The 25,143-nt window shown below is 49.3% G+C and carries 25 protein-coding genes; 22 read left to right on the top strand and 3 right to left on the bottom strand.

Annotated features, from left to right (window positions below; genetic code table 11):
• Nucleotides 1–47 precede the first annotated feature (47 nt).
• On the top strand, nucleotides 48–284 hold the full coding sequence (locus tag CWC22_RS18170) for a hypothetical protein (protein WP_138537294.1): 237 nt from the start codon (nucleotides 48–50) through the stop codon (nucleotides 282–284).
• A 420-nt stretch (nucleotides 285–704) separates the two neighbouring features.
• On the opposite strand, the gene CWC22_RS18175 is transcribed toward CWC22_RS18170, so the two are convergent.
• Complete coding sequence (locus CWC22_RS18175; RefSeq protein ID WP_138537292.1) at nucleotides 705–1,898, bottom strand: DUF3103 family protein; 1,194 nt, start codon at nucleotides 1,896–1,898, stop codon at nucleotides 705–707.
• Between the two features lie 354 nt (nucleotides 1,899–2,252).
• Nucleotides 2,253–2,633: a hypothetical protein gene (locus tag CWC22_RS18180; protein WP_010383815.1), complete on the bottom strand. Its 381-nt coding sequence runs from the start codon at nucleotides 2,631–2,633 to the stop codon at nucleotides 2,253–2,255.
• A gap of 161 nt (nucleotides 2,634–2,794) precedes the next feature.
• Between CWC22_RS18180 and CWC22_RS18185 the strand changes: the two genes are divergently transcribed.
• The 18 genes from CWC22_RS18185 (at nucleotide 2,795) to CWC22_RS18270 (ending at nucleotide 19,687) form a co-directional block, all read left to right on the top strand.
• Nucleotides 2,795–3,499, top strand: coding sequence for a hypothetical protein (locus tag CWC22_RS18185; protein ID WP_138537290.1), 705 nt, complete (start codon nucleotides 2,795–2,797; stop codon nucleotides 3,497–3,499).
• 297 nt (nucleotides 3,500–3,796) lie between these two features.
• The gene (locus CWC22_RS18190) at nucleotides 3,797–4,714 is read left to right on the top strand and encodes a LysR family transcriptional regulator (RefSeq protein WP_010383817.1); all 918 of its coding nucleotides are present in this window, start codon (nucleotides 3,797–3,799) and stop codon (nucleotides 4,712–4,714) included.
• A gap of 257 nt (nucleotides 4,715–4,971) precedes the next feature.
• A complete protein-coding gene (locus CWC22_RS18195) occupies nucleotides 4,972–6,015 on the top strand; it encodes a TauD/TfdA family dioxygenase (RefSeq protein WP_010383819.1) in 1,044 nt (347 codons plus the stop codon).
• Between the two features lie 22 nt (nucleotides 6,016–6,037).
• Nucleotides 6,038–7,258 carry an aminotransferase class III-fold pyridoxal phosphate-dependent enzyme gene (locus tag CWC22_RS18200; protein ID WP_138537288.1) on the top strand — a complete coding sequence of 407 codons (1,221 nt, stop codon included), beginning with the start codon at nucleotides 6,038–6,040 and terminating at the stop codon, nucleotides 7,256–7,258.
• A gap of 18 nt (nucleotides 7,259–7,276) precedes the next feature.
• Nucleotides 7,277–7,852, top strand: coding sequence for an NUDIX hydrolase (locus tag CWC22_RS18205; protein ID WP_195879833.1), 576 nt, complete (start codon nucleotides 7,277–7,279; stop codon nucleotides 7,850–7,852).
• Nucleotides 7,845–8,690 carry a hypothetical protein gene (locus CWC22_RS18210; protein ID WP_125558722.1) on the top strand — a complete coding sequence of 282 codons (846 nt, stop codon included), beginning with the start codon at nucleotides 7,845–7,847 and terminating at the stop codon, nucleotides 8,688–8,690. Before CWC22_RS18205 ends, CWC22_RS18210 begins: the two co-directional genes overlap by 8 nt.
• Nucleotides 8,677–9,483 (top strand): inositol monophosphatase family protein, encoded by an 807-nt coding sequence (locus CWC22_RS18215; protein ID WP_125558720.1) that lies wholly within the window; start codon nucleotides 8,677–8,679, stop codon nucleotides 9,481–9,483. The genes CWC22_RS18210 and CWC22_RS18215 overlap by 14 nt, the downstream gene beginning before the upstream one ends.
• A gap of 84 nt (nucleotides 9,484–9,567) precedes the next feature.
• Nucleotides 9,568–10,059 carry an ankyrin repeat domain-containing protein gene (locus CWC22_RS18220; protein ID WP_125558718.1) on the top strand — a complete coding sequence of 164 codons (492 nt, stop codon included), beginning with the start codon at nucleotides 9,568–9,570 and terminating at the stop codon, nucleotides 10,057–10,059.
• Between the two features lie 17 nt (nucleotides 10,060–10,076).
• A complete protein-coding gene (locus CWC22_RS18225) occupies nucleotides 10,077–10,856 on the top strand; it encodes an HAD family hydrolase (RefSeq protein WP_138537284.1) in 780 nt (259 codons plus the stop codon).
• A complete protein-coding gene (locus CWC22_RS18230) occupies nucleotides 10,843–11,511 on the top strand; it encodes an HAD family hydrolase (protein ID WP_138537282.1) in 669 nt (222 codons plus the stop codon). Before CWC22_RS18225 ends, CWC22_RS18230 begins: the two co-directional genes overlap by 14 nt.
• Nucleotides 11,504–12,712 (top strand): hypothetical protein, encoded by a 1,209-nt coding sequence (locus CWC22_RS18235; RefSeq protein WP_138537280.1) that lies wholly within the window; start codon nucleotides 11,504–11,506, stop codon nucleotides 12,710–12,712. Before CWC22_RS18230 ends, CWC22_RS18235 begins: the two co-directional genes overlap by 8 nt.
• Nucleotides 12,709–13,215, top strand: coding sequence for an adenine phosphoribosyltransferase (locus CWC22_RS18240; protein ID WP_138537278.1), 507 nt, complete (start codon nucleotides 12,709–12,711; stop codon nucleotides 13,213–13,215). Before CWC22_RS18235 ends, CWC22_RS18240 begins: the two co-directional genes overlap by 4 nt.
• Nucleotides 13,216–13,227: 12 nt before the next feature.
• Nucleotides 13,228–14,082: a hypothetical protein gene (locus CWC22_RS18245; protein WP_138537276.1), complete on the top strand. Its 855-nt coding sequence runs from the start codon at nucleotides 13,228–13,230 to the stop codon at nucleotides 14,080–14,082.
• Complete coding sequence (locus CWC22_RS18250) at nucleotides 14,079–15,161, top strand: HlyD family secretion protein (RefSeq protein WP_138537274.1); 1,083 nt, start codon at nucleotides 14,079–14,081, stop codon at nucleotides 15,159–15,161. The genes CWC22_RS18245 and CWC22_RS18250 overlap by 4 nt, the downstream gene beginning before the upstream one ends.
• Before the next feature lie 9 nt (nucleotides 15,162–15,170).
• Nucleotides 15,171–16,688, top strand: coding sequence for a DHA2 family efflux MFS transporter permease subunit (locus tag CWC22_RS18255; RefSeq protein WP_138537272.1), 1,518 nt, complete (start codon nucleotides 15,171–15,173; stop codon nucleotides 16,686–16,688).
• A 172-nt stretch (nucleotides 16,689–16,860) separates the two neighbouring features.
• Entirely contained in the window at nucleotides 16,861–18,516 is a 1,656-nt protein-coding gene (locus tag CWC22_RS18260) for a S41 family peptidase (RefSeq protein WP_138537270.1), read from the top strand.
• Nucleotides 18,516–18,905, top strand: coding sequence for a hypothetical protein (locus tag CWC22_RS18265; RefSeq protein WP_138537268.1), 390 nt, complete (start codon nucleotides 18,516–18,518; stop codon nucleotides 18,903–18,905). The genes CWC22_RS18260 and CWC22_RS18265 overlap by 1 nt, the downstream gene beginning before the upstream one ends.
• A 92-nt stretch (nucleotides 18,906–18,997) precedes the next feature.
• Complete coding sequence (locus CWC22_RS18270; protein WP_138537265.1) at nucleotides 18,998–19,687, top strand: 4'-phosphopantetheinyl transferase family protein; 690 nt, start codon at nucleotides 18,998–19,000, stop codon at nucleotides 19,685–19,687.
• Here the strand turns inward: CWC22_RS18270 and CWC22_RS18275 are convergent.
• Entirely contained in the window at nucleotides 19,684–21,324 is a 1,641-nt protein-coding gene (locus CWC22_RS18275; RefSeq protein WP_138537263.1) for a cyclic peptide export ABC transporter, read from the bottom strand. The genes CWC22_RS18270 and CWC22_RS18275 overlap by 4 nt on opposite strands.
• Before the next feature lie 120 nt (nucleotides 21,325–21,444).
• On the opposite strand from CWC22_RS18275, the gene fhuF reads away from it, so the two are divergent.
• The 3 genes from fhuF (at nucleotide 21,445) to CWC22_RS18290 (ending at nucleotide 25,121) form a co-directional block, all read left to right on the top strand.
• Complete coding sequence (gene fhuF, locus CWC22_RS18280; protein ID WP_138537261.1) at nucleotides 21,445–22,206, top strand: siderophore-iron reductase FhuF; 762 nt, start codon at nucleotides 21,445–21,447, stop codon at nucleotides 22,204–22,206.
• 78 nt (nucleotides 22,207–22,284) lie between these two features.
• Nucleotides 22,285–23,523, top strand: coding sequence for an isochorismate synthase (locus tag CWC22_RS18285; protein ID WP_138537259.1), 1,239 nt, complete (start codon nucleotides 22,285–22,287; stop codon nucleotides 23,521–23,523).
• A complete protein-coding gene (locus CWC22_RS18290; protein WP_138537257.1) occupies nucleotides 23,520–25,121 on the top strand; it encodes a (2,3-dihydroxybenzoyl)adenylate synthase in 1,602 nt (533 codons plus the stop codon). The genes CWC22_RS18285 and CWC22_RS18290 overlap by 4 nt, the downstream gene beginning before the upstream one ends.
• Nucleotides 25,122–25,143: the final 22 nt, after the last annotated feature.

Here is a 25,143-nt window from a genome sequence, read left to right on the forward strand (position 1 = left end):
GAATGTATGTAAAATGGTTTTGTGTGTTTTATACACGGATTATGCGATTGAATGTGCTCTGGTGTGGGAGTTTAAACAAACAGGGAGATCTAACCACCTATGTCCTGATCAACCGCAGCGCTACTCAAAGCCATTGGCAACAACGGCACACCAGTAAGCAGGTCGATGGCTTCTTCAGCTTTAGCCAACCTCAGCCGCAGACAGTGCGGTTGACAGCGGTCGCAGCAATGGCACAACAAACGAAAGCCGACCTGGCGTTCAAACCACGCCTCAAGCGCTGGTGAAAAAAGAAAAAATCAGCAAGTCCTGCGCACACTGATGCAGCCATCTATTCTCACTCATACCAATTTGCTTAATTAAGTGTTCTATTTTAAGGCGAGAAAATAGTGTCGATAACATCGCTCCCGCGTCCTGCTATCGCTGAGGCACCTACATCTAAATAGGCGAGGCAAAAATTGGCGAACTTATACCTTAGGTAAAGGTTGTACATGAGAAATTTGTAACGCCGTTAGCGTGATATTTGCTCCTTCAAATAGAACAAGGTATTAAGTGAAATTGGGTTAATCACAAAACGACAGAAACAAGCGAGCCTGCACTATGGCAGGCTCGCGGGAGAATAAAAAAACCGGTCTAGTCCATTAGACCGTAACCTACTCAACGGGTTGTGAGCTTAATAAGCGAGGCAATAGACAAGCTACTGACGCTTATCTTGGCTCGATAGTTAAGGGAGATAAGGTGATTTTTGCGTTGTTGCTGGCACCCATATAACCGCTGTAATTCTGACCTTCAAATAGGGTATAGAACACATCGACGTAGTCATCGTCATTACTAAACCAGTGATCCGGCATGGCTTTAATCAACTGATTGGTCAACTGCGGAATGATCGCATAACCCTGTACATTTGGATCCGGGATAGTGCGCATTACCTGCGTCACGATATCTAAAAAGGTCGTCGCTAAATCTTTGTAATTGGTGTTGTCATCCTGCTCCATCAGCAGCACGTCAGCAGCCTGCCAGCGATAACGCTCCCAGTGGATAAGGATTTGGTTAGGTGTGTAGTCTGTACCATCATGGTCCAGGTAGGGCATATCAACGATATCCAGTACGGGTTCGTCACGTGATGGGCTCACCCCGGTGACAATCCCATAGACTTCCGCTTTCCCCAGCACCCAAGGTTCCTGATCATTATTAAGGCGAATACGCTTTAAAACGCTGGTTGAAATCGCGTCAGACTGAATACGCACCTCATTGGTTTGCAACATGTCCTGTGCAAAACGCTCAACGGTCTGGGTCTGTCTGGCATGGCTGAAAATGTCCTGCATCACCGCTAATCCTTCACGGCGCACCTGCTGTTGATCTAACTCCAGAACCAACACCGGACGCTGTGGCATTTGCTGCGCATCCAGCAAGTGTAGCTGGCCCTCACTGTCATAAGCCTCAACATGGATCCAGGTTTTATCATCACCTTTAGGGGCAAAGGCGATCAGTGGCATTTCACCTTCCTGCCATTGGTTCAGCATAGTGTCAGATGCCAGGCGCAATTGATATAAATTGCTGTCGCTTTGTGGCAACCCTTTCAATACCCGTGTCTGTGTACTTGCCTGACCAATCAGTGACTGTGCCTGAGCTGATACACCCATTTCCTGCACCGTGAGGCGAGACTGGCTCGCCAGCGTTGACTGCCAGCGCGGACCTTGCTGTGCCAGTTCCTGAGCCAGTGATTTCGCCATCACTTTTTTGATGTCACTGACCTGAAAAGCCTGCGGGTTAAAACGGTCAATCTGCGCCAGTGGTGCTGCCAGATTATTCACAGCGTCAATCGGGGCTGCGGTTGCATTTGCCGCTGCACTCAGGCTCAAAGCCAGTGCAGATAAGGTCATCTGAGATATGCGTTTCATTGTTATAATTCTCCAGAAATAATCCTGTTCTGGCCTCACCTGAACCACGGGAAGCCACCTCTCGTGTGCCAAATCAAGATAAAACACGAAAATCAAATTATCAACATATTAATATAAACTTTACACAAAAAAATTAACATAAAGATATCAAGCTAATGTTTTAAAAGAATTTTAAATGTTAAAATTAAAATAGTTTTTAGATCTAGATTTAAACAAGAGCGAAGACTCTATTTTGTTTGATTCATTATTTTTTGTTGGGAAACAGTGACAGGCAGGCGGTGCAAAGGCGACCAAGGCCTGTGCAACTGAACAGGCCCGGCTCTTTAATAGAGTGAATGTAACTAATAGACGTTGTTATTTTTCAACAGGGTAAAGCGTAATTTCCATACCTGCACCGATGGCGGAGATACGTAACAAGGTGTCTGCGTGCAGCGCCTGAGAATAGCACTTTGGCTGCTCCCCACTGCTGAAGCCGATATCAAAGGTGCGCTTAGAACACCCCAACCACTGCTTGAGCGCTGCTTTAGAGCATGATTCGATCAATTCACACAAATGATTAATGGCTTTATCCGGGCTTGTAACCTCAGCACTGGCCTCAATTCTGGCCAACTGACGATACTCATCCTTATCGTAATGCAGTATCACCGCGTTCTTTTTAAGATCCGCAACCAGGGCAGAAATATCCTGCTTGGATTCTAACTCTAAATCGACATTTAAAAACTGGATTTCTGACATGACGGGACATTTACCTTGTATCTTTATGAGTGGTTCGCTGCCATACCTGCGCCATGTTCAAGCGCCAGAACACATTCGATTGGCAGGTGCGACAATATGTCACTGTTGATTTTACGCGAATTCTCATAAGCTATCAGCAATTTTGACGAAAAAACAGCACTATGAATAAATCCCGCTTCAAACCCATCCGAAAATTCCATAAGCTGACAGGCTACCTGCTGGCATTACAGATCTTTGCCTGGCTGCTCGGTGGTCTGGTCATGAGTGCCATACCACTGGACATGGTACATGGTAAGCACCTGGCCAAACGTGCGCTGGATAACCCGTTTAGCCAGACTGATTACCGCGCCGACCTTAATCACCTGGCACACTCTGTTAAAGGTTTTAACACACTGACATTTAGTCACTTTCTAGATCAACCCATGATCATTGCCAGTGGTGAAGAACGCGCCTATTTCACCGCCACAGGAGCGCCGTTTCCTGCCCCCACCGAAGCGCAGATCCGTGCTAATGCACAGGCCCACTTTCTCGGTGACAGCCCCGTCGGCTCTGCACAGTTGCTCACTACAGGTCCCCGGGAAGTGCAATATCGCCCTCACATATGGCAGGTCACCTTTGCCGACACACTCAGCACAACCCTGTACCTGGATGCTCTTAGCGGTCAGGTGATCACGGTCAGAAGCACCTTGTGGCGCATTTTCGACTTTTTTTGGATGTTACACATCATGGATTATGACGAGCGGGATGATTTCAACAACCCTTTGCTGATCACCTTTGCAGCCTGTAGTGTCGCGTTTTGCCTCAGTGGTATGGTGCTGTTGTTGCAATCCCCTCCCTGGCGCAGGCGCCGCCAACACGCCCGTTAAGCGTCCTGTATAACATCTGACCGGGGCCGGACAAAGAGTATGCGAAAGCGCGCTCGCCTCTGACTCCTGCCTGCCGGTCGTGTCATGTTGTCGCTTTATTCTTGCCTTAGCTGGCTCTGTTAAGCTTTAATGACAACTTACAGTAAACGCACTAATTTATTGGGTTTCATTTTGGCTGAATTGTATGGATACACACCAATTGACACCTGCGCTTACTTTAACTTGCACCTTTGTTATAAAGGAAATAACACCCAGAGGTGATGTAGCAATTTAATAAAAGTAAAACGGAATTCGAAGATGTGCAGTTATGTATCGGATAACCAAGCGAAGCTCAGTATCTGGCTTCAGTCTTTTTATCATATTGCGCTCAGTGGTAGCTTTTCCAAAGCTGCAAAAAAGTTAGGCCAATCGCGCAGTACCCTAACAAATCATGTGTTTGAACTTGAGTCCTTGTATTCCGTTCGGCTTATCAACAGAACCACAAGAAGCTTTTCCCTGAGCCGTGAAGGCGATGCCCTATTTGAGCAATGCAAACGGCTCAATCTGGCCATTTCAGAAAGTCACGAAATGCTCCGTGATTTTTCACAAAACAGCGAAGGGCTACTCAGAGTTAAAATCCCCAGCGTCCTCGATAACAAAGTCTTTCATGCCCTCCTCAGTCAATATAAAAAAAGCCACCCCAACGTCATTTTAGATATTATGGTCGACAACAACCTGGGAGACCTGGTCGCAGAAAAAGTGGATGTTGCTTTACACCTGGGAGAGTTACCCGACAGCAACTATATTTGCAAACGCCTTACGACATTTAATACTTATGTTGTTGCCAGTAAAGAGTACTGGCGCAGCCACCCAAAACCCAGTCATCCAAGTGAGTTAATTAATCACCCGTGTATTCGCTATCGCCACTGTAAAACCGGTAATAAGTGGAGTTTCAGTGATATTGGAAAGCAGTTTTTAGTTGATATAGGGACGTCCCATATCTGTGACAGTGATGAAATGCTGATCTCTTTCGCACTAGACGGCTCAGGTATTGCCACCGCGTTAGACTTTACATCGAAGCAATACATTGAAGACGGGACGTTAGAGACATGTCTTGAGGAGTGGACACACGAAGTGCAGCTCAATGCCTTGTTGCAGCACAGAGACAATATGTCGAGCCGCGTAAGAAACTTCATCGATGCACTTATCACACTGATCCCGAGTCTAAATACTTAACCGGCCAGGAGTGATAATTATATCACTCCGCAACATGATTATTTTTTTCTCTTTATAACACAAAAATTTAACACAAGATGATATACTATATCAGCGGTATATCATGCCTCCTCGCCTTTTCTTGTCTGTACATATATTCCACTGATTGTTCCACTTAGTAACATCTGATGTATGAGATTCTGAACATTACTTCAAGTACCCTTAACCTCAACATACAAGCTCATAATTGAGAATTAACATCATTGGAGGTTAAGGCAATGAGTATCAGCGCAGTTCCAAAAGGACGAGGATTGGAACTTAACTTCAGCAAAGGGTTGACCAGTTCAAATGCCGTGCACAGTTATTTGCAAAGCAACTTGAGCAATTATGATCAAGAAATAGAGCCTTACGTTATTAGTGAAATTGCAAAGCACGTAATACGGCAAAAACTATTTGAAAATCAGTCTATCTTACAAAAAGTGGAAAACTTTGCTGAAGACAATGAATATGACTGGATAATCTTTAACAACTGTTTTGATACATCAGGTATACCATCGACGCCTTGCAATGATAATCCACCTGAACATAAAACATGGAAAATGCCAGCGGCAACATTAATGGGATTAATTTCTCTAACTGGACACAAAGTTGCCAGTTATAAAGGTGAAATGAATGGGCGTTTAGCCCACATGGTGATGCCAGCAAAAAATAACCCGTTATATCAAAGCCGCTCAACAAAACAGCTCAAACCACACACCGAAGTGGTGAATGGGCTTTGGCCTGAAGAAATAAAAACCAATACAGACAAGCACTGTATTGCACCCGACATATTTGGTCTGGCCAGCATCAGGAACCCAACCAATTGCGCTACACGGGTTTGGTATTTGCAAGATCTGTTGGATAGCCTGCCCTACTCAACCATTCGCAATTTAATGCGGCCCGAATTTAGAACCACCAGCCAGTCTAGCTTCGACATTAACTATGTAAACGAAGGGGTGAGCGTCATCGCGGAAATCAATGGCAAGCTCAACATTCGCTTTAGCTATAGCAAGCTGGAAGGGTTAACGCCACGTGCCAAATCCGCACTGACGGAACTCAAGGCATACCTTGATGATGAGCGTACCGTCACACGTCTCGTGCTCAAACCAGGACAAGTCCTCATTCTCAATAACAGAACACTCCTGCATGGCAGAGACAACCTCACCAACCACGCCCTGTACGATGGCAATGACAGGTGGCTAATCCGAATGTATGGGTTTAGTTATGATGGCTGGAGAAAACTGCCGAAAAATGAACGCCTTCAACATGTAGCAACCGTATAAAAAGAGAAGAAAAGGGAAAAAAATGATTTCACCGTTAGTAGGAAGTGATAGGTACTTTGCCAAAAATGATGCACCTATTTTATTTAAAAAGGCAAAGAACTACACAGTGACAGACCAGAATGGCAACCAGTATATCGACTTCATTCTGGGCCTGGGACCCGTCATATTAGGCCATTCTGATGAAGAGTTTGTGCGCAGAGTATCAGAACAACTGAGCAATGGCCTGTCATTTCCTGGTTTTGCCGATGTGCATAGCGAACTTGCCAAAGTGTATGAAGCCCAGTATCAGGATATGCGAGTTGTTACCCTATTCAAAACCAGTTCAGAAGCCGTAACCGCAGCAATGCGCTGCGCCATGCTGGAAACAGGTCGCAGTAAATTCATCCGTTGTGGTTTCTTAGGATGGCACGACAGCCAGATTGCCAACACACCAAGCTGGCACGAATGGCCAGGCAGTGAAAAGCGCGAAGCACTGAGATTCTCACAAGGTATGCGCGGGATTGATGGTGAGCAGGGCGTATTTAACTGGACTGATGGTGATATCGCGAGCCTGACAGCACTGTTGAGCGAACACGGCGACACCACAGCCGCCTTTGCCATTGATGTCTACCAGCTGGCATTCATGACCACTGAAACATTACAACAGGCAACCGCGCTGTGTCGTCAATATGGCATAAAAATCATCATCGACGAAACCAAAACCGCCGGCAGAACAAACCCGGCAGGCATGCTTGATACGCAAGCGATCCCGGCAGATTACATCATCCTTGGTAAAGCCGTGGGCAATGGATTACCACTGGCGGTGCTGCTCGGCAAGCCAGAGCACATCAAAATTTATCAAAGCGCGAGGATTGGCGGTACCCACACTAAAGAAGTCCTGTCAGCGCACGCCGGGATCATAGTCGCAGACATAATGCAGCAACGAGAAGGCTATGCGCGCCTGCCGCTCATCTGCCAAAAGATTGTTGCAACCATCAATGCCGCCATCACCCACTCGGCCACAACCGAGTTACTCAGCGCAACCAGCTTATTAAACGACACCCTGTTTGATCTGCGCTTTTCAGACCCTATGCTGAACAACTTTGCGGCCAGAGAGCAGCTGAAACAGACCATGATCGCTGAGGGTATTTTCATGCTGCAGGGACACAACTCATTCGTGTGTTTAGCCCATGAGCAAATCGATTTTAGCCAACTGGAAGACAAGTTAACCACCTCGCTGCGTAACTGGTCAACACAACTGTAAGCATACCAAGGACGACTCATGAACAAAGAAAATACAATCAAAGAACTACAGGGTTTGTTAGAAAACTACGCGACGACATGCGAGATAGAGGCACAGTATCGGGAGCATATGTTGTCATTCCTGAAAAGCAGTGACGACCCCATTTACAGTAGCAATCAGGCAGGGCACTTTACCGCTTCTGCCTGGGTCTTGTCTCATGATCGCCAGCACGTGTTGCTCACTCAGCATGCCAAAATTGGCAAGTGGTTTCAGCTTGGTGGCCACATTGAGCCAGAAGACAGCTCTTTTATTGATGCCTGCTTGCGAGAAGCAACCGAAGAAAGCGGCATCACCTCACTGTCATCAGCAAACACCTTTGTGCTCGACATCGATATTCACGATATCCCGGAATACAAAGGAATACCGCAGCATCCGCACTATGATGTGACCTGCTACTTTGTTGCCCCGGCGCAGGCAAAAGCGATTAAAAATGCGGAATCAACACAGTTGCAATGGATACCGCTAGAGCAAGTAAAAGCACTCACCGACGACCCGGCGATCCACAGAATGGTCGAGAAAACACTCGAATTAGAGACCTATAAAGACCATGCTTAAATACCATTTAAAAGGTATATCCGCAAACGTCATTTGGGGTTCTCTGCCTTTATATTTTTATTTCTCTGGCGAGTATCCCCCGCTTTTCTTCTTGCTGGCACAAATTATCAGCACCTTTATATTGCTGGGTCTGTACCTAAAGTTAATGAGAGCAGAGGAAACGCAGCGCTTTAGCTTAAAGCTAAACCTAATCCCCGCATTATTATTAATGCTGAATTGGGGTGGGTATGCCGTAGCAATAAAATCAGGTTATGTAATTGAGGCAAGTTACGCCTATCTTTTACTGCCGATTTTATTGCTGTCAGTGAGTATTTTTAGCGGCGAGAGTAATCAGAAAAAGGATTGGTTCTTTTTCTCGCTCTCCCTCTTTATCGTTTTTCTTGAGTTCTATATTAGCGGCAACTTTCCATTTATAGGTCTGCTGATCTCCGTGCCATTTGTGTTGTATTTACTGTGGCATAAGAAGCACAACCTTGATCCATTAACAGGGCTATTTAATGAAACCAAAGCGATGCTGCCGCTGTGTTGTTTATTGTGGTTTTTCATTGATTTTGGATTTATAGAAAGTGTGAAATTAAATGACTGGGCAATGCTATTAATGCTGGGCTTCATTACCCTTTTACCACTCACACTGTTTGTGAGTGCAAGTAAAAAAGTGAGCTTTAATGTGTTGTCTTTATATCAGATTATGTCTCCTATTTTAGGCATGATCATCGGGTTTCATTTATACCACCAGGACATAAGCACTTATAAATTTATCCTGTACTCATCACTGGCTTTGACCTTGATCGTGTACAACATGACAAATCAAATTGGGACAAAAAATGAATCTTACTGATTTACTTGATGAAGTGGTGAAAATTGCAAAGGAAGCAGCACAAATAATAGAGAAATCTAAGCTCAATGCTGAGTTCTCTATGAAAAGTGATAATACGTTTGTCAGTAAAGTGGACATTAACGTTGAGGAGTTCATTAGCCTGGCGCTTAAATCCCTTGATTACAATATCCCCGTGTTTGGCGAAGAGCTGGGTGTATCAGGGATGGAGACACAAGACACTTACTGGCTAATCGACCCCATTGACGGCACAGCCTGGTACCGATTGGGAGTGCCTATTTATGGTTCACTGATCAGCCTGATTGATAAGGGCGAACCCATATTAGGATGTGTGGCGTTACCCGGGATCAATGAAGTGTGCTACGCAGCTAAGGGACACGGCTGTTTTATTGAAACACCTTATCAAGCGGCCACCAGAGTCACCATTAAGGATCCAGTCTCCTCAGTCAAAGAGGCGGTGATCACTGCATCGGGTATTCATGGCACCAACCTGTGGCTTGAAAATGGCAAGTATCCGTGGCGGATCGATAACGTATTTCACGAAGCGCGACTCTTTAAACTGTCAGGTGATTGCATTCAGCATGTCCAGGTCGCCTGCGGCCGAGTCGATGCAGCCATCGATACCATCATGAAGCCGTGGGACAGCGCCGCACTGATTGTGTGTTTGCAAGAAGCCGGTGCTGTGGTCATGGACTTACACGGCAATCAGGATCAGTTATTAAAACGCGACTCTCTGTTGTCAGCGGCTTCCCTGCCCCTGGCACAAGAACTATTAGAAAAACTTTCATATCAATAAGCGAAAAGCAGCGCGGACAGTGTGTCCAGCGCTGCCATCCCAGATCATAAAACATAACAAAAAACTCTTAGAGACGAGGTTGGAATGAACAAGGAAATTTTAGAACTAGCGCAACAGCAACAATGGACTCAGCTAACCACACTTTTGCAAGCAGACAACGTAGCGGTCAATGTGCAAGACGAAAAAGGCTACTCCCCCTTACATTATGCGGCGATTCAGGGGCAGTGTGAGGTCATCGATGCCCTGGTCGCCAAGGGCTGCGCGCTTGAGACGGCGACAGGCAACGGCAGTACCGCACTGCATAAAGCTGCTACCTTTGGTCAGCTTGATGCCATCCATACCTTACTCACGCTAGGCGCCGATTTAGAAGCCAGAACCAACAACCCGGATGTGCCTTCTTTTAGTGCACGTACCCCTTTGCATGAAGCCGCAGTCGAAGGCCATGCCGACGCAGTCACGCTGTTACTTTCACTTGGCGCTGATCAAAACGCCCTGACAGACGCACAGGAAACCGCGCTTGACCTGGCCGTATATTATAAACATACCGACGCCACAGCGGCCTTGTCGCGTTCTTAATTTAAAGTGAACGCATTATGCTTACAGAAATAAAAGCCAGACATTGGCTGTTTGACATTGACGGCACAATCGCCTTTAACAACCAACCCGTCAGTACGGCGTTGACCGACGCCCTGGTCGAATTAAGTGATGACAGCGACGTGATCTTCGCCACAGCCAGGCCGTTTCGGGATGTGTTACAGGTGCTGCCAACCGAGCTACGCAACAATACTATCTCTTGTACCAATGGGGCTTTGCTATTTAAGCAGCACAAAGTTTACGCTGAACAACATTTCACTAAGAACACCAGCATCCGATTGATACATTTGCTCGAGGATCTGGATGCGCCCTATATTCTGGATTGTGCGCAGGGGTTTTACCTGAGTCGCACCAGCCACCCCTTTTTTGAGTACACCCAGGGGAGTTACAAAGCACCCAAAATCTCCCAGCAAGCGGCGTTGGCCCAGGGTATCAATAAAATTCAGGTGTTTGATACCCAGCTCATTGAACTGTTGAACAGAGATGCTGAGCAACTTGGGATCACGGTCTACCCTTATGCTGACGTCGACTTTTTTGATATCTCTCCAACCGGGTGTTGTAAATCCAACCTGTTTCAGCAACTCGATATCGATCCCCTTAATAGTATCGCCTTTGGCAATGATTCAAACGACCTGCACCTGATCAAACAAGCACATGTGGGCGTCTGCATCGGGTCGCACCCGCAACTCAACCAGGCAGCTGACCTGACGCTTAACCAGACCTGCCCGGAGCAAGCATTAATTAACATCATCAGGGAGAGAGCTTTTGAAAACCTATAAGCTAGTCACGTTTGATTTTGATGGTACCTTGTGTGACACCGCGCCTGCCATTATCAGCACACTTCAGCAGCTATTTCCAGGTACTGAACAGACACAGATAGACGCGCAGTTATCCGTGGGTACCCCGCTTAAATCTGTGATTGCCCAGTTACATCAGCACCCACTGTCTGCCACTGAGCTGGATGCACTGTGCCACCAATATCGGGCACTATACAATCAGGAACACCATCAGTTGCAAGTACCATTTCCTCATGCCAGAGACACCATCATGGCGTTCAGACAAGCCGGTGCGCAGTGCCTGATCGTCAGTAATAAGGGCGAAGCCGCACTGAATTCTTTCGTACAGCAGTACGCATTCACGTCGCTCTTTGACGATGTGATAGGAGAGCGCGTCGGCATAGCAGGCAAGCCACAGCCAGATGTCTATGAGCAAGTGATCCGCCCGGCTTACCCTGACATTAAACCCGAGCACATATTGCATATTGGCGACACCACAGCTGATCTGGCATTTGCTCATGCCATCGGTGCCGACAGCGCCTATCTGACCCATGGCTTTGGCGATGATGAGGCAGCCCTGGCGATGCAGCCGACCTGGTATTGCAGTCACTTCGAAGCACTTTCACAACAGTTAGCATTAGGAGGGCAGCATGTTTGATTATAGCCCTGCTAAGCTGCCGTTTGTAAATCAAGCTGACAGAGTGCTTAAGCATAACCATTTCGTCAAATCGTTATTCTGGCAAAGCTGGCATGATTGCTTCGAGCAGCATGCATTGCCCAAGCTGCCTGAGCCGATTGCAAAATTATGGACACACTCCAGGGAAATATTCCAGCTGGCCTTTATCGCCCACCGTTATGGCATGATCTTTTTTGCTTCCCGACGTGAAGTCTCCGCACGGTTGGCAACAATCACGGCAAAGAGCCAACAAATCGATGAGGTTTACCGAGTTTTGTCACAGCGACAACTGCTCAATACCATTTACAACCTGACCATCAATCAGTTTGTCTTTAGCTGGCCCAGTAAAGCAGCGTGTGGGCAGATGATTGCACCAAACCAGTTTCAGCTCAGCAAAGAACAGGTGCTGTACTATCGCGATGACGCATTTTACAGACACAGTGAACAGGTCAAGCGGCTCGGTGATGAGGCGGTGTATGATCTGCATGATTTTGCACACCTGGTCAGCACCCTGTGTAAGCCCACACTATACGGTTGCTATTATCACGACTTGAGTGCCAAGATCACCAACAAGCAATTTCGCAGTATGATTTCTCTACCAGGTAAACGCGACCTGGACAGTCAAATTGTCGCAGACGGGTTTGTCTACACCTGCCTGACCCGACATCTATACGACACCCTAGTGACTGAGCCATTTTCAACCCCGGATGATCTGGTCGAAGCCATCGCAGAACAACTCAGCCGCTACTATCTGGCAGAGCAACCCCTCACCAGCGCGCAAGATGGTAAAACCTACCGATTAAATGCCCCCATTGAAACCGGTCAGCTTGTGATATTGGCCCTGAATAAGCTCTATGAACACTCAGCATCAGAAGTCGAGCACTCCGTATTTATCCGGGCAGAACAAGACAGCGGGGTACTTGAGCTCTCCCCGTCAAACCGCTTGCAGGCACTGGCCGCACCGTTAAAGTGGCTGTACCCCGAAGCGCGCAATACCATTCGCCATCGTGCCCATGCACTGTCTTACATTAAAACAGCCAAAGCGCTGATCCCCATGCGCCCGGCGGAAGCCTCAATTTTAGACCAGGTTGTGCAGTTGCTTGGTGCTGACCCCGCGGCACTGCGCACAATTTTAGAGTTGCTATCACTTAACTCCACGCTCAATAAGGAAGAATTACTATGATCTCACAACACATTGCCATCGTGCAGGACCACCCAAAACCAGGCATTAAATTTCATGACATTACGTCTTTGTTGAGTAACGCCCATGAACGAGACCGGGCTATCACGCAGCTCACCGAGCACTACCGGGGCAAAGTGAACTGTGTGGCAGCCATTGACGCACTGGGCTTTATCATTGGAGCTATGGTGGCAGATCGATTGAATTTAAAATTTGTGCCAATCCGAAAGCCCGGCAAACTACCGCGTGAAACCATCAGCACCGATTACAGCAGTGAATATGCACACAACAGCCTGCACATTCACAAAGACGACATTGACCAGAATGATCACATCCTGCTGATTGATGATGTATTGGGTACCGGCGGGACCTGCCTGGCTGCCATCAAGCTGTGTGAACAACTGGGTGCGCATGTCGTGGGTACCGGCTTCTTGCTTGAACTGCCCAGTCTTGGCGGACGCCACACCCTGGAAGGCTATCATCCTGTTTGCTGCGCCCAGCTGTAATTTAGTGACACCATGACTATGTATGATCATTACACTTTGCCAGAGCACCACCAGCATTTGATCCACGCCGCGATGGCACAGCGCATCGACCAGGCAAGCCCGGCGACGATTGGCGAGCTCATCGCACAGATGCAATCACTAACCTGGTCGGTGTTTATCTCAGGCGGAGCACCAAGAGATTGGGTTGAAGGCCAGCAAGCACAAGACATTGATCTGTCTGTGAACACCAGTTTTGCCGACCTGTACGCATTTTGCCTTAATATATTTCAGCCCCATCAACTGCTCACTGACCCAGATTTTGGGTTAGTGACCGTGCTCGGATCTGAATATAAATTAGACATCAATATACTGCGCGAAGCCGCTTTCTCCATGCCCGTGCCGCCCAGAGTCGGCCTGTCTCAGTCACACCAGCATGACGAAGTGATGCAGTCAGCAACCACCGCTATAACAGGCCTGCAAGCCGATGTCCTGTCACGGGACTTCGCCGTCAATGCGCTCTACTATTGCTTTGACAGCGGGCATATTCTCGACCCTTCACAGCAGGGCTTGTCTGATCTCAAACATCGCCGTTTGTCATTTGTCATGTGTACGCAGCGACTGGCCCACGACAATGTGATCTGTATCAGGATTTTACAGTTCATCGCACGCGGCTTTGAACCCAATGAGGAAGTAAAAGCCTTGCTTTGTGCGCGGCTGGAAACCGCCGTCATGCAACAGCAAGAGTTTCAGGCTTGGCTGGCAGTCTATATCGGGACGGATAAAGCATACTACCCACAGTTTAAGGCCTGCGCCTATCACTATGCTGCCAGTCAAACCGTCAAAAACCGACTTCAACACTATTTTAGCAATATGGAATCCGAGTCGTGAGTAGTCTCTCCAAACGCAATAAAGCCATTGCGCTGTTTATTTTTATCCTGATCACCACGACCACAGTCTGGGCCGTTGCATACAGCCGACTGTACCTGACGATAGACAATGCCCGGGTCAGTGCAGATCTGATCACTATCCGCAGTGAAAGCGATGGTCGCATTGTGATGGCGGATGCGGCACTGCGCTCAGAGCGGGTGCCCAAAGGTCAGCAAATTATCGCTCTGGACGCACGGGAAATTCGCTTGCAACTGCAAGTTTCTGACGCTGAAATCGCTCAGATTGAAGCCGAAAAACAACTCAACCAGCAACGCTATGAGGTCGCCATTGCCAACAACAAAGAGCAGGCAACACAGTTTATCTGGCAGCAGGAGCTACTCAACCGGGAACTGGCGCTCAAGCAAGAAAGCACCCGCTTACAAATGGAGAAAACAGACAATATTCAGAACCTCGCAACCACGGCAGCGGTCTCCAGGCAAGATAAACTCACCGCCCAGTCAGCACTTCAGCAGGCGCTACTAGACATAGATATTCATCAAGCCAGAATTGCGGAACACGCCGTCAATCAGGCCTTGCTGAGTAATGAAAAGCGCCAGGCCGACTTAATTTTACATGAGATTTCCAGGTTAGAGAGTCAAAAGCAAGCCGCTCAGGCACAACGCGCGCTGCTGGAATATCAATTGGAAAAATTGACCTCTTCGGCACCCTTTGATGGCGTGATTGATGAAGTCTTTGTCCGTCATGGTGAATATGTCGAAGAAGGCCAGCGTCTGTATATGATGCATGATCTCAACAGCCTCAAAGTCGAGGCCAACATACTGGAAAGTGACCTTGGCAAAGTGCACCTGGGGCAACAAGTTGAAGTGCAGTTAAGCTATCAGCCCGGACAGACGATTTCGGGAGTGATCACCCGAATTGCGTCAGTCAGCAATGACAAACTGGCGCTGATCCCCACCAGTCAAATGAGCAGCGATTTTGTCAGAGTAAAACAAAGGTTCACGCTGGATATCAAATTAGATAACACCACCTCATCCATGGTCGCACCGGGCATGATGAGTACCGTGATTATTCCACTGTAAAGGATCCCTATGTTTAACAGGCAAACCGTTGCATGTATTTTTACGGTTGGACTCGGCAGCTTTTCCACCTTACTCAGCAGTACCACCATTGAGGTCGCTTTTGTGCAGGTGATGGGAGAACTGGCCATGGACCTGAGTGAAGCGCACTGGACCGTATCGCTATACATGGTGGTGATGACCATTGCAATGTTATTAACCGCGGACTTGGTGAATCGCATTGGTTGCAGATACACGTTTATAGTCAGTTTCATCATCATGATCTCAGGCTCACTGATCGGCGCTTTGGCAGATGGCCTGTTCAGCTTGTTGTGCGGCCGTGCCTTGCAAGGGTTTGCGGCCGGATTGCAGGCCCCACTGGCTACCATTATTTTGGGGCGCATTTTTGCCAGAGAAAAAATGGGCATTGCGATGGGCTTTTTTGGCGCGATTATGCTGTTAGCCCCTGCGCTTGGTCCGGTGATCGGCGGCTATTTAATCGATTTTATGTCATGGCGCGGCCTGTTTGCGTTTCAAATTCCGATGGCAGCCCTGTCACTGCTATGTGCATTGATCTTTTTAAATCCAGATAAACCACACCAGGCCGCGTACGCTTACGACTGGGCGGGTTTGTGTATTTTGACTGGCGTATTGTCTGGCTTTTTCATCAGTTTACAGCTGGTTGAAGAGGTCGGCGTGTATGCCACCGAGTTTGCAATAAGCTGCGGCGTCAGTGCCCTGCTGGCGCTGATGTTCTATTTTTTTGAAAAACAGACCGCTCAGCCTCTGGTCAACTTCGCACTGTTTAAAGACACCGTGTTTAGCGTCAACATCGTGGTGATCTGCGTACTGGGGATCTTTTTGTTCAGCTCCATTTTAATCGTGCCCCTTTACTTACTTGAGATCAGAGGGCTCAGTGCCCGCCAGGCTGGCGAAGCCCTGCTCATTCCGGGTCTTATCATGGCCGTTATGGCGCCTTTTTCGGGCTGGTTATCCGATCGCTTCCCACCCAGAGAAATTATTTTATGTGGTTTGCTGATCAATGCATACGCCATCTGGCTCACCGCACAACAAGATGTTTCAAGTGCGATTATTGCCATTGTGGTGGCCACATCCCTGTCACGCATTGGCATGTCAATTATGCTTCCCAGCTTATATGTGAGTTCGCTCAGACACCTTGAAGGACCTATGCTGGCTTATGGTTCAAGCATGATCAATTTTGCCCGACAAATAGGGGGAGCGCTGGGTGTGATGCTCTTTAGCCTGTTATATGAACGCAGCAAGCTCATTGCATCAGACCAGCTGTGGCAATCCGCAGGCAATGCAATGGAATCAACAGGCTACTTAAGCTTAGATGCCACGAGCAGAGAATATAGCAGGATAGAACAAGGGATCCATGCGTTGTCGGGAACTACCGCATTTCAATCCGTTTTCTATTTGAACCTGCTGATGAATATCATCTGCCTGGGACTGCTGCTGTTAACTTACTTACCCGCCTGGCGGGCGACGTTGCGCAAGTCTCAGATCTCCGACGGCCCCGCTTCGCCCTAGCCGGCATGGGCAACATATTGCGCAACCAGGCACCTACTCTATACTCAAAATAAGGGATAAATTGATTATTTTTGCTGCTGTTGACATTAATTAACAGTCAACCCGGTCTATCTATTGTATTGTAGGAATAGTGTTGATAGTTTTTAGCGCAATGAATATATAGGATAAAACCATGATGCAATTCAGCAACTTACACCTTGCCATCGGATTGGCTTTAACCCTCACAGCGCTCTCAGGATGCGGTGGCGGCGGTACCGAGAGCGGCAACGGCGGTGATTCAGGTACTGTGACTACGCCGGATAACAACAATAATAACGGTTCAGACTCAGGGGGCAGCAGCACCGAGCCCAGCTGGCAGGCCGGTGTGTTTCCACCTGCCACTAACTTCATTAACTACTGCGCTAATCCGCGTACCGGGCAGGATGAATTTAACAATAACCAGCCTTTTCCGGACAGAGCTGGAACGGCCATGCACGAAAAAATGTGGCTTCGCTCATTCAGCCATGAAACCTATTTATGGTACGACGAACTTGCTGACAACGATCCGCAGGACTTCAGCTCAGTGGCTGATTATTTTGCCCAGCTAAAAACCACCCAACGTAATCCGGATGGATCGCTGAAAGATCAGTTTCACTTTTCTAATACCTACGAAGAATATCAAAAAGAGCAACAGTCCGGTGTGACCACCAGCTATGGTATTCACTGGTCTGCTATCAAAACAGCCTCACCGGATCGTAACTTTACCATTGCTTATATCGAGCCAAACTCGCCGGCCGCAGCCACAGGGCTGAGCAGGGGTGATCGCCTGATCAGCATCGACGGTGAGGATTTCGTGGACGGCGACAACGTCACGCTATTCAATGAGGCGCTGTTTCCCAGCGATCCAAAAGCCTATACCTTTGCTTTTCGCTCTGTCGAAGGCGAAGAAAAATCGGCCACGATGACCGCTGCGGATTTTGAACAAACACCGGTGCAGCACACTAAAGTCATATCACACGGAGACAAAACCGTCGGTTATGTGCAGTTTAATCAGTTTATTCCTACGGCACAGGAGCCTCTGATCGCCGCGTTTGAGACCTTTATTGATCGAGGTGTCAATGAGCTGGTGCTGGATATGCGCTATAACGGTGGTGGGCTTATCCACAGCGCGGCACAGCTTGGTTATATGATCGCCGGCGATGGTTCACTCAGCCGCAATTTCGGCGTCACGACCTATAATGATAAGCGCCAGGGTGAGAACCGAATATATACCTTCGAGCCTCGCCGGATAGACTGGACACGGGATGTATTTCTCAACGACACCACATTACCCAGCCTGAATCTTTCTAAGGTATACGTACTGACCACCGATGACACGGCCTCTGCCAGTGAAATGGTTATCAACGGCTTGCGTGGTATTGATATTGAGGTGATCCAGATAGGCACCACCACACGTGGTAAACCCTACGGTTTCTTGCCAGCCCCTAACTGTGGCATGGTGTATTACACCATTCAGTCAAAGTCAGCCAATGAAAAAGGGTTTGGTGACTATGCCAGTGGTTTTATGCCAACGCCAGCCAGCCAGATAAACGGCGAAACCGGATTAGATGGAAAAGTACCGGGTTGCCAGGTGAGTGATGATTTGAGTCGTGCTTTAGGTGACGAAAACGAACAGCTGCTGGCCACGGCACTGCATCATAGCGCAACAGGTACCTGTCTGGTCAACGAAGCGGCGGGGGTCTCTGCCAGACCAGGCGACAATGAACAGGCGGATGAGCATAACACTGTGACGCTGCCGTTCAGACCACTGCGTGATGGCGCAATCCACTCTACACTGAAAGGACAATAATGATGAAATGTTCGGGCTGGTTTGCCACTTTACTAACCTTGCTGCTCAGTGGTTGCCAATACAGCAAGGCAGCGCCTGTGCGTCCGGCTTTAATTGAGCAAACCACACCGGACATGATCCGTGAAATACAACACGTCATCGTCGCCCTCAAGGGCGGCAAGGCGCCCAAACTAGCCAATAATGTGTTTATGCAGCGCTCCACTTTGTTCCTTGAAAAAGGCAATATACTCGATGCCTATGGGCAACCCATCCTCGGCAGCAGAGAAGGTGGCGTAACGGGCTTCGAATTGCAAATACGTGGCGAGCAATGTGTCTTATTTTACCCTAAGACAGGCGAATATCGGGTCTTGCCTGGCATACCTTGTGTGCCCAACCCACAGCAACCGTAGTCCCCTTAATTTTATTCCAGGCTTTGCCCCTGAGTGTGCTTGCAACCCTTCCTTATATCGGTAAACTGGCTGGCACTAATAGAGGGAGCCGTATGTCGTTAACACCAGTCGAACTATTTACACCCCAGCTGCCATTCGTCAGTCACAGTAGTGCTTTTCGCGTTGCCGCGTATCAGGACAGCGACTTTGCCCGTTACACCCAGCCACTGCCGGATAAACTCAGCCGTGCTGTCGCCAAGCGCAAAGCGGAGTACCTGGCCGGACGTCACTGCGCCAGTCAGGCACTCAAAGCGCTGGGACGACCCCATACCATAGTTGCCAGTGCAGACAGTCGTGCCCCCATATGGCCAGAGGGCATTCAGGGCACCATTACCCATACTCAGGAGCTGGCTATGGCCATGGTCAGTGATGATCCATTAGTGCTGGGATTAGGCATCGATCTGGAAAGAAAAATGTCGGATAAGCAAGAGCAGGAGCTACAAAAACAGATCCTGGCAAAGGAAGAGCAAACTGCGTTTGAGCAACTGAGTCAGGTACAGACTTCCCCGCTTACCCTGATCTTCTCCGCCAAAGAAAGTATTTTTAAAGCGCTGTACCCGGTCGTACAACGCTTTTTTGGCTTTGAGGCCGCCTGTCTAAACGACTTCAGTCACAACCAATTGCATTTTACGCTCACAGAGACACTCCATGAAACCCTGCCACAGGGCACTCAAATCAGTGTCTATTACCAGCTCAACGATGAGTTGGTCCTGACCGAGTGCTGCCTGCGCGCTGGCCGTTAAGCCAGCGCTGAGTGTTGTTTCGGCGTCTTAGTACTCGCAGTGATGAGCGGTTCACTGAGACAGCCGTTATCCATTTTCAGTAGCCTGTCGGCTAGATCAAAATACTTATCATCATGGGTGATCACCAGCACGGTTTTACCCTGAGCGCTAAGCTCTGGCAGCAGCTCGCGATAAAAGACATCTTTAAAGACCGGATCCTGATCTGCCGCCCATTCATCAAAGATATAAAACGGTCTGTCTTCCATGTACGCCACCACCAGCGCCAGACGTTTGCGCTGTCCTTGCGACAACTTCTGGGTGGTAAACGCGCCGTCTTTAATGGCCACTTTATGATGCAGGTTGAGCTTGCGGATCAAGGCATTGCCTTTGTCTTCCAGCGCCTGCCCCTCACAGCCCAAGACTCGATCAAAGAGATAAAAATCACTGAAAACCGTACTGAATAACTGACGATAATCATCAAACTGCGCTGCTTGTACTGCTTTTCCATCCACTGAGACTTGCCCCTGCTGCGCCTCAAACAGACCGCACAACAGCTTGGCAAAAGTGGTTTTACCACTGCCGTTACCACCAACCAGATAGATCAGCTCACCTTTGCGCAAGGTCAGGTTGATAGGTGTCAGGGCAAACACCTCATCACTTTGTTCATGGTAATAACCGTGGCTGATGTCCGACAGGGCAAGTTCATCAAAGTCATTCATGGCCTCATTGCTGCGTGGCATCAACGCCATTTCTTCCGTTAACGTGGCAATGGTATTGGCCGAGGCCTTCGCAGCGGCGGCCTTTGGAATCGCGGCCAGCATCACTTCCAGCGGTGTCAGCATGTACAGGAATAACAGCGCAAAGCCCGACATAACTTTTCCGCTATCCGCACCTGGCGAAGAGAGATAAAACAGGGCACCGCCGATAAAGGCAAACACACTGAAGCCCCCCCAGGATGCCGCATAGTGATACATGCTGGCACCCTGCACACGGCGCTTTTGCAGCAAAGTAATGGTGCTGCCAATTACATCCTGAAAGAAAGTCTCACGTTTTTTGCGGTGCAGCTTAAGCTCTTTTGCACCGGCATAAATGGCATCGAACTGATCGTACAAAGAGTCCTGAATTTTTGCCGCTTCGGTTACTTTACGAAAGGCATTGGCATTGGCCAGACTGTAACCCACAGAACCCAGTACCAGCGTCAATAGTGCGAACAAAAACACCTGCCAGTCAAGCCAGGCCATATATACAAAGCTGCCCAGCACCACCATGGCGTTACTGAGAATGTTTGGCAGACTCTGGAAGAACTCCGCAACTTTGAGGCTGTGCTCGGTCAGACACGATTTAATCTTACCGGCCCCCTGCGCTTCTACATGACTGAATTGCGCGCCGATGACGTGCTCTGCTACCTCGCGGCGCACTGTCGCCTGACTTTGCTGGCTGAGTTGCTCTGCGAGTAATTTAGAAGCCAGTTGCAAGCTCACCCCCAGGCAGGCCAGTACGGCAAACCAGACAAACTGCTCAGAGCGGCCATCCTGATTACTGTTAATGATTTCGTTGATCAGCGCGACCAGCGACACGCTGATCAGACCAAACAAAACACTGCTGAGTGCGGTCGCGATAAATCGCCACCAGGTATTACGGATCAATTTTGCAAGCACGGGGTCTCTCTTCTATGCTGACGTAGATTTGCTTTAGGTGGTGACGAACAGAGAGTAAAAAAATTCACCCACAAAACGTCTATGACTAGGTATTTGTAGCAAATCAACCACGAGGTACGCTTGCTTCCAACATTACAGCCGTTTTTTCAGGGGCCCTTCAGGGAATATGGCGAAGCCGTCACTTTGTCACACACCCCGGACTTACCGACTCTGGCACACCAATTTGCCGAGGTGAATGCGTTAAAAAACGCCATCACCCACTGGGCGCTGCACGAGGGGATTGACTCACCCCGGGCACTTGCTTCCGTGTGGCATATGCGCTACTGCGTCAGAGTACTCCCAACGATGTTACTGAGCCACAGTGTGCTCAACCGGGGTCTGCCTATTGCAGCTCAGGACGTGCAGCTGTGTTTAACCACTCAGCGCCTGATGTTGCGCACCTGTGGTCAGCCGTTTATCCCAGGCAGCAGCACAAGGGCCAAATATCACCCGGTGATCTTTACCCACTTTGCCCCGCTTCATAACTTTCTCTCAACCCAGTTTGGCATCGCTGAGCGTGTACTGTGGAGCAACCTGGTGTTTCGCCTGCGCCAAATCAACACCACCGTTGCCAGTGTGCTACCGGATGCCTCTGGGCTGCAACAGGATGTCCGTACCCTGCTGCACCGTGATTGCTGGCAAGACCAGCCTAACCCGCTGTTCAGAGCACAGCGCAATGAATACATGGCAGGTGGAAAACGTGTGCGAGGTGCCTGTTGCTTACTTCACGCTCACCCGCACAAAGACTATTGCGGTGACTGCCCTAAGCGCCCGGAATTCATGGCAGCACGAAAAACAGCCCGCAAGCAAATGGCCTGCAGCACTAAATCTTTTTCACAATGAGTCGTCTTGGTCACATCTCGCTGAACGCAGTTTGCATCAGCGTCGCTACAGACAGAGTTAACAGAGGAAAGTAAATCCATGCATGCTGGTCAATTATCCGAACCTACCCAAACGCACCAACTTGGCGAGTTCCGGCCCGAGCAGGACTGTTTATTTGTTTCCGGACAGTCATGCCTGGTAAGTCGTGGTATGGCCAAACGTTTTACTTTGGCCATTAATGATAACGAGGCGCTGGCAAGTCAGCTGCAACAACAATTAGATGCGCACGCAGCCAGCCACCAGGATCATGCTATCGCCTTTGGAGTGATACCGTTTTGTAAGCAGCAGCAGGCTCAGTTTATCATCCCGGAGCAGGTCAGCACGCTGGATAAACAACTCTTCGCACAATGTCTGAGTGCACAGCATACGAGTACTCAGACACCGAATCGCTTGCAGTCCGTGCACTACAAACAAGACCGGGCACACTTTGAGCAAACCGTGCGCGATGCCAAAGCCTTATTTGCTGACGGTGAGCTGGATAAAATCGTACTCAGTAAACAGGTTGAATTACAGTTTGAGCAACCACTGGATCAGGTTGGCGTACTCGCTCAATTGCTGGCACAAAGCCCCAGTGGTTATCACTTTTCGATCCCCAGTCAGTTGCATGATGCTGATACTGAGCAAGCAGCTGGGGTATTAATGGGCGTCAGCCCTGAGCTATTACTACGCAAATCTGACGGACAAATTTTTAGCAACCCGCTGGCCGGTTCAATCCCCCGGGACCCTTGCCCCAGCGTCGAAGCACAGCGCCGTTCAACCCTGTTCGCATCGAAAAAAGACCGCTATGAACATGCTGTGGTTTTGCAGGACATGGCACAGATCCTCGGCCCGTTGTGTACCCAATTGCATATACCCGAGCAACCCGATCTGCTTAGCACAGCCACCATGTGGCATCTATCAACGGTTATCGAAGGCACACTCACAACCCCACAGCAGCCCGCAATCGCGCTGGCCAACCGCCTCCACCCAACGCCGGCACTGTGTGGTAAACCCACAGCACTGGCGTACCAGCACATCGACACGCTGGAAGGTCACGGCCGCGGCTTATTCTCAGGGATCGTTGGATGGTGTGACAACCAGGGCAATGGCGAATGGGTGGTGGTGATCCGCTGTGGTTACCTGCAAGCCAATCTGGCGACCTTGTTTGCCGGTGCCGGTATTGTGGCTGCCTCCGACCCCAGTTCAGAGTGGCTGGAAACCGAGGCCAAATTAAACACTATGCTGAACGCGCTGGACGTACGGCATGCCTATCACTTAGCAACGAAACACACACTATGAGTATTGAATATACCCCGTGGCCCGAAGAGCTGGCCGCCCACTACCGCGCCCAGGGCTACTGGCAGGATAAACCGCTTACCAGTATTCTAGACGACCAACTGGTGCACAATGGACATGGCATTGCCGTGGCGGATGCCAACCGGCAACTAAGCTATCAGCAACTCGATGAATATAGCACCAACCTCGCAGCCCACCTGGCCAGTCAGGGGTTGCAACAAGGCGATACCGCGCTGGTTCAGCTGCCCAACTGTGTGGAGTTCTATATCAGCTACTTTGCGCTGCTTAAGCTTGGCGTAGCACCGGTTTGCGCGCTGTTTAATCATCAGCGCACTGAATTACAAAGTTATTGTGAGATCCTGCAACCTAAGCTGCTGCTGGTTTCTTCTGCTCAGCCTTTGTTTACAGACGAATCATTCTCTCAGGAATTGTACAATCGCTTTGCCTGTATCAACCACATCATGGTTGACCACAGCAAAGGCAACAGTGAGCTGAAGCAAGCGTATTTACAACCACGCAGCTTCTGTGCACCGAAACTCAACCCCGAAGATGTGGCCTTTTTCCAGCTCTCTGGCGGCAGCACCGGCACTCCGAAACTGATCCCGCGCACCCACAACGACTACCTGTACTCTGTTGTTGCCAGCCGGGATATTTGTCAGCTGCATGGCGATACCCGTTATTTGTGTGCCCTACCGGCACCCCATAACTTCCCCCTCAGCTCACCTGGCGCATTGGGCGTCTTCGCAGCTGGAGGCGCCGTGATCCTGGCTTCAGACCCCAGCCCGAGTAACTGCTTTGCCTTGATTGAACGCTTTGCCATAACCCACACCGCGCTGGTACCGCCAGCACTCCAGCTGTGGTTGCAACATGCACCACACAGCGACCATGACCTGAGCAGCCTGGCGCTGATCCAGGTTGGGGGTGCTAAGCTCAGCCGCACCGTGGCCGAGCAGGTCAGGCCGGTGCTGGGTGCCCAACTACAGCAAGTGTTTGGCATGGCAGAAGGTCTGGTGAACTACACCCGCCATGACGATGATGACGAGCTGGTACTGACGACCCAGGGACGTCCCATTAGCCCGGATGATGAGATCAAAGTCGTTGATGAACACGGCCAGCCGGTCGCCCCGGGTGAAGCCGGCAGACTCATGACCCGCGGCCCGTATACCTTCCGGGGCTATTACAAATCACCTCAGCATAACGCCAGTGCATTTGATGCAGAGGGGTTTTATGCCTCCGGTGATCTGGTCAGGCAACTGCCCTCTGGCCACCTGATTGTGGTCGGGCGAGATAAAGATCAGATCAACCGTGGCGGCGAGAAAATAGCGGCCGAAGAAGTGGAAAACCACTTGCTGGGCCATCAGCACATCGAGCAGGTTGCCATTGTCTCTATGCCCGATGCCACGCTGGGTGAGAAAAGTTGCGCTTTTGTGGTAGCCGCTGAAAAGCTTACCCCTTTGCAACTGCGCAAATACCTGCGTCAACTGGGGATCGCCGATTTCAAAGTCCCCGATAAGTTCCAGTTTGTAACCGACCTGCCCCTGACTGCGGTCGGTAAAGTCGATAAAAAAGCCCTGCGTGCCACGTTCGACGGCCAGGCCTGATTAATAAAAGAAGCAAAAACAC

The organism is Pseudoalteromonas rubra, from assembly GCF_005886805.2.
GTDB classification, from domain to species: domain Bacteria; phylum Pseudomonadota; class Gammaproteobacteria; order Enterobacterales; family Alteromonadaceae; genus Pseudoalteromonas; species Pseudoalteromonas rubra_D.

Bases quoted from the DNA above. Each gene is read 5' to 3' on its own strand.
- CWC22_RS18255 (WP_138537272.1), top strand. From the start codon at position 15,171: ATGTTTAACAGGCAAACCGTTGCATGTATTTTTACGGTTGGACTCGGC.
- CWC22_RS18270 (WP_138537265.1), top strand. From the start codon at position 18,998: ATGTCGTTAACACCAGTCGAACTATTTACACCCCAGCTGCCATTCGTC.
- CWC22_RS18265 (WP_138537268.1), top strand. From the start codon at position 18,516: ATGATGAAATGTTCGGGCTGGTTTGCCACTTTACTAACCTTGCTGCTC.
- CWC22_RS18200 (WP_138537288.1), top strand. From the start codon at position 6,038: ATGATTTCACCGTTAGTAGGAAGTGATAGGTACTTTGCCAAAAATGAT.
- CWC22_RS18175 (WP_138537292.1), bottom strand. From the start codon at position 1,898: ATGAAACGCATATCTCAGATGACCTTATCTGCACTGGCTTTGAGCCTG.
- CWC22_RS18260 (WP_138537270.1), top strand. From the start codon at position 16,861: ATGATGCAATTCAGCAACTTACACCTTGCCATCGGATTGGCTTTAACC.
- CWC22_RS18180 (WP_010383815.1), bottom strand. From the start codon at position 2,633: ATGTCAGAAATCCAGTTTTTAAATGTCGATTTAGAGTTAGAATCCAAG.
- CWC22_RS18285 (WP_138537259.1), top strand. From the start codon at position 22,285: ATGCATGCTGGTCAATTATCCGAACCTACCCAAACGCACCAACTTGGC.
- CWC22_RS18290 (WP_138537257.1), top strand. From the start codon at position 23,520: ATGAGTATTGAATATACCCCGTGGCCCGAAGAGCTGGCCGCCCACTAC.
- CWC22_RS18195 (WP_010383819.1), top strand. From the start codon at position 4,972: ATGAGTATCAGCGCAGTTCCAAAAGGACGAGGATTGGAACTTAACTTC.
- CWC22_RS18220 (WP_125558718.1), top strand. From the start codon at position 9,568: ATGAACAAGGAAATTTTAGAACTAGCGCAACAGCAACAATGGACTCAG.
- CWC22_RS18245 (WP_138537276.1), top strand. From the start codon at position 13,228: ATGACTATGTATGATCATTACACTTTGCCAGAGCACCACCAGCATTTG.
- CWC22_RS18235 (WP_138537280.1), top strand. From the start codon at position 11,504: ATGTTTGATTATAGCCCTGCTAAGCTGCCGTTTGTAAATCAAGCTGAC.
- CWC22_RS18205 (WP_195879833.1), top strand. From the start codon at position 7,277: ATGAACAAAGAAAATACAATCAAAGAACTACAGGGTTTGTTAGAAAAC.
- CWC22_RS18225 (WP_138537284.1), top strand. From the start codon at position 10,077: ATGCTTACAGAAATAAAAGCCAGACATTGGCTGTTTGACATTGACGGC.
- CWC22_RS18190 (WP_010383817.1), top strand. From the start codon at position 3,797: ATGTGCAGTTATGTATCGGATAACCAAGCGAAGCTCAGTATCTGGCTT.
- CWC22_RS18240 (WP_138537278.1), top strand. From the start codon at position 12,709: ATGATCTCACAACACATTGCCATCGTGCAGGACCACCCAAAACCAGGC.
- CWC22_RS18215 (WP_125558720.1), top strand. From the start codon at position 8,677: ATGAATCTTACTGATTTACTTGATGAAGTGGTGAAAATTGCAAAGGAA.
- CWC22_RS18210 (WP_125558722.1), top strand. From the start codon at position 7,845: ATGCTTAAATACCATTTAAAAGGTATATCCGCAAACGTCATTTGGGGT.
- CWC22_RS18185 (WP_138537290.1), top strand. From the start codon at position 2,795: ATGAATAAATCCCGCTTCAAACCCATCCGAAAATTCCATAAGCTGACA.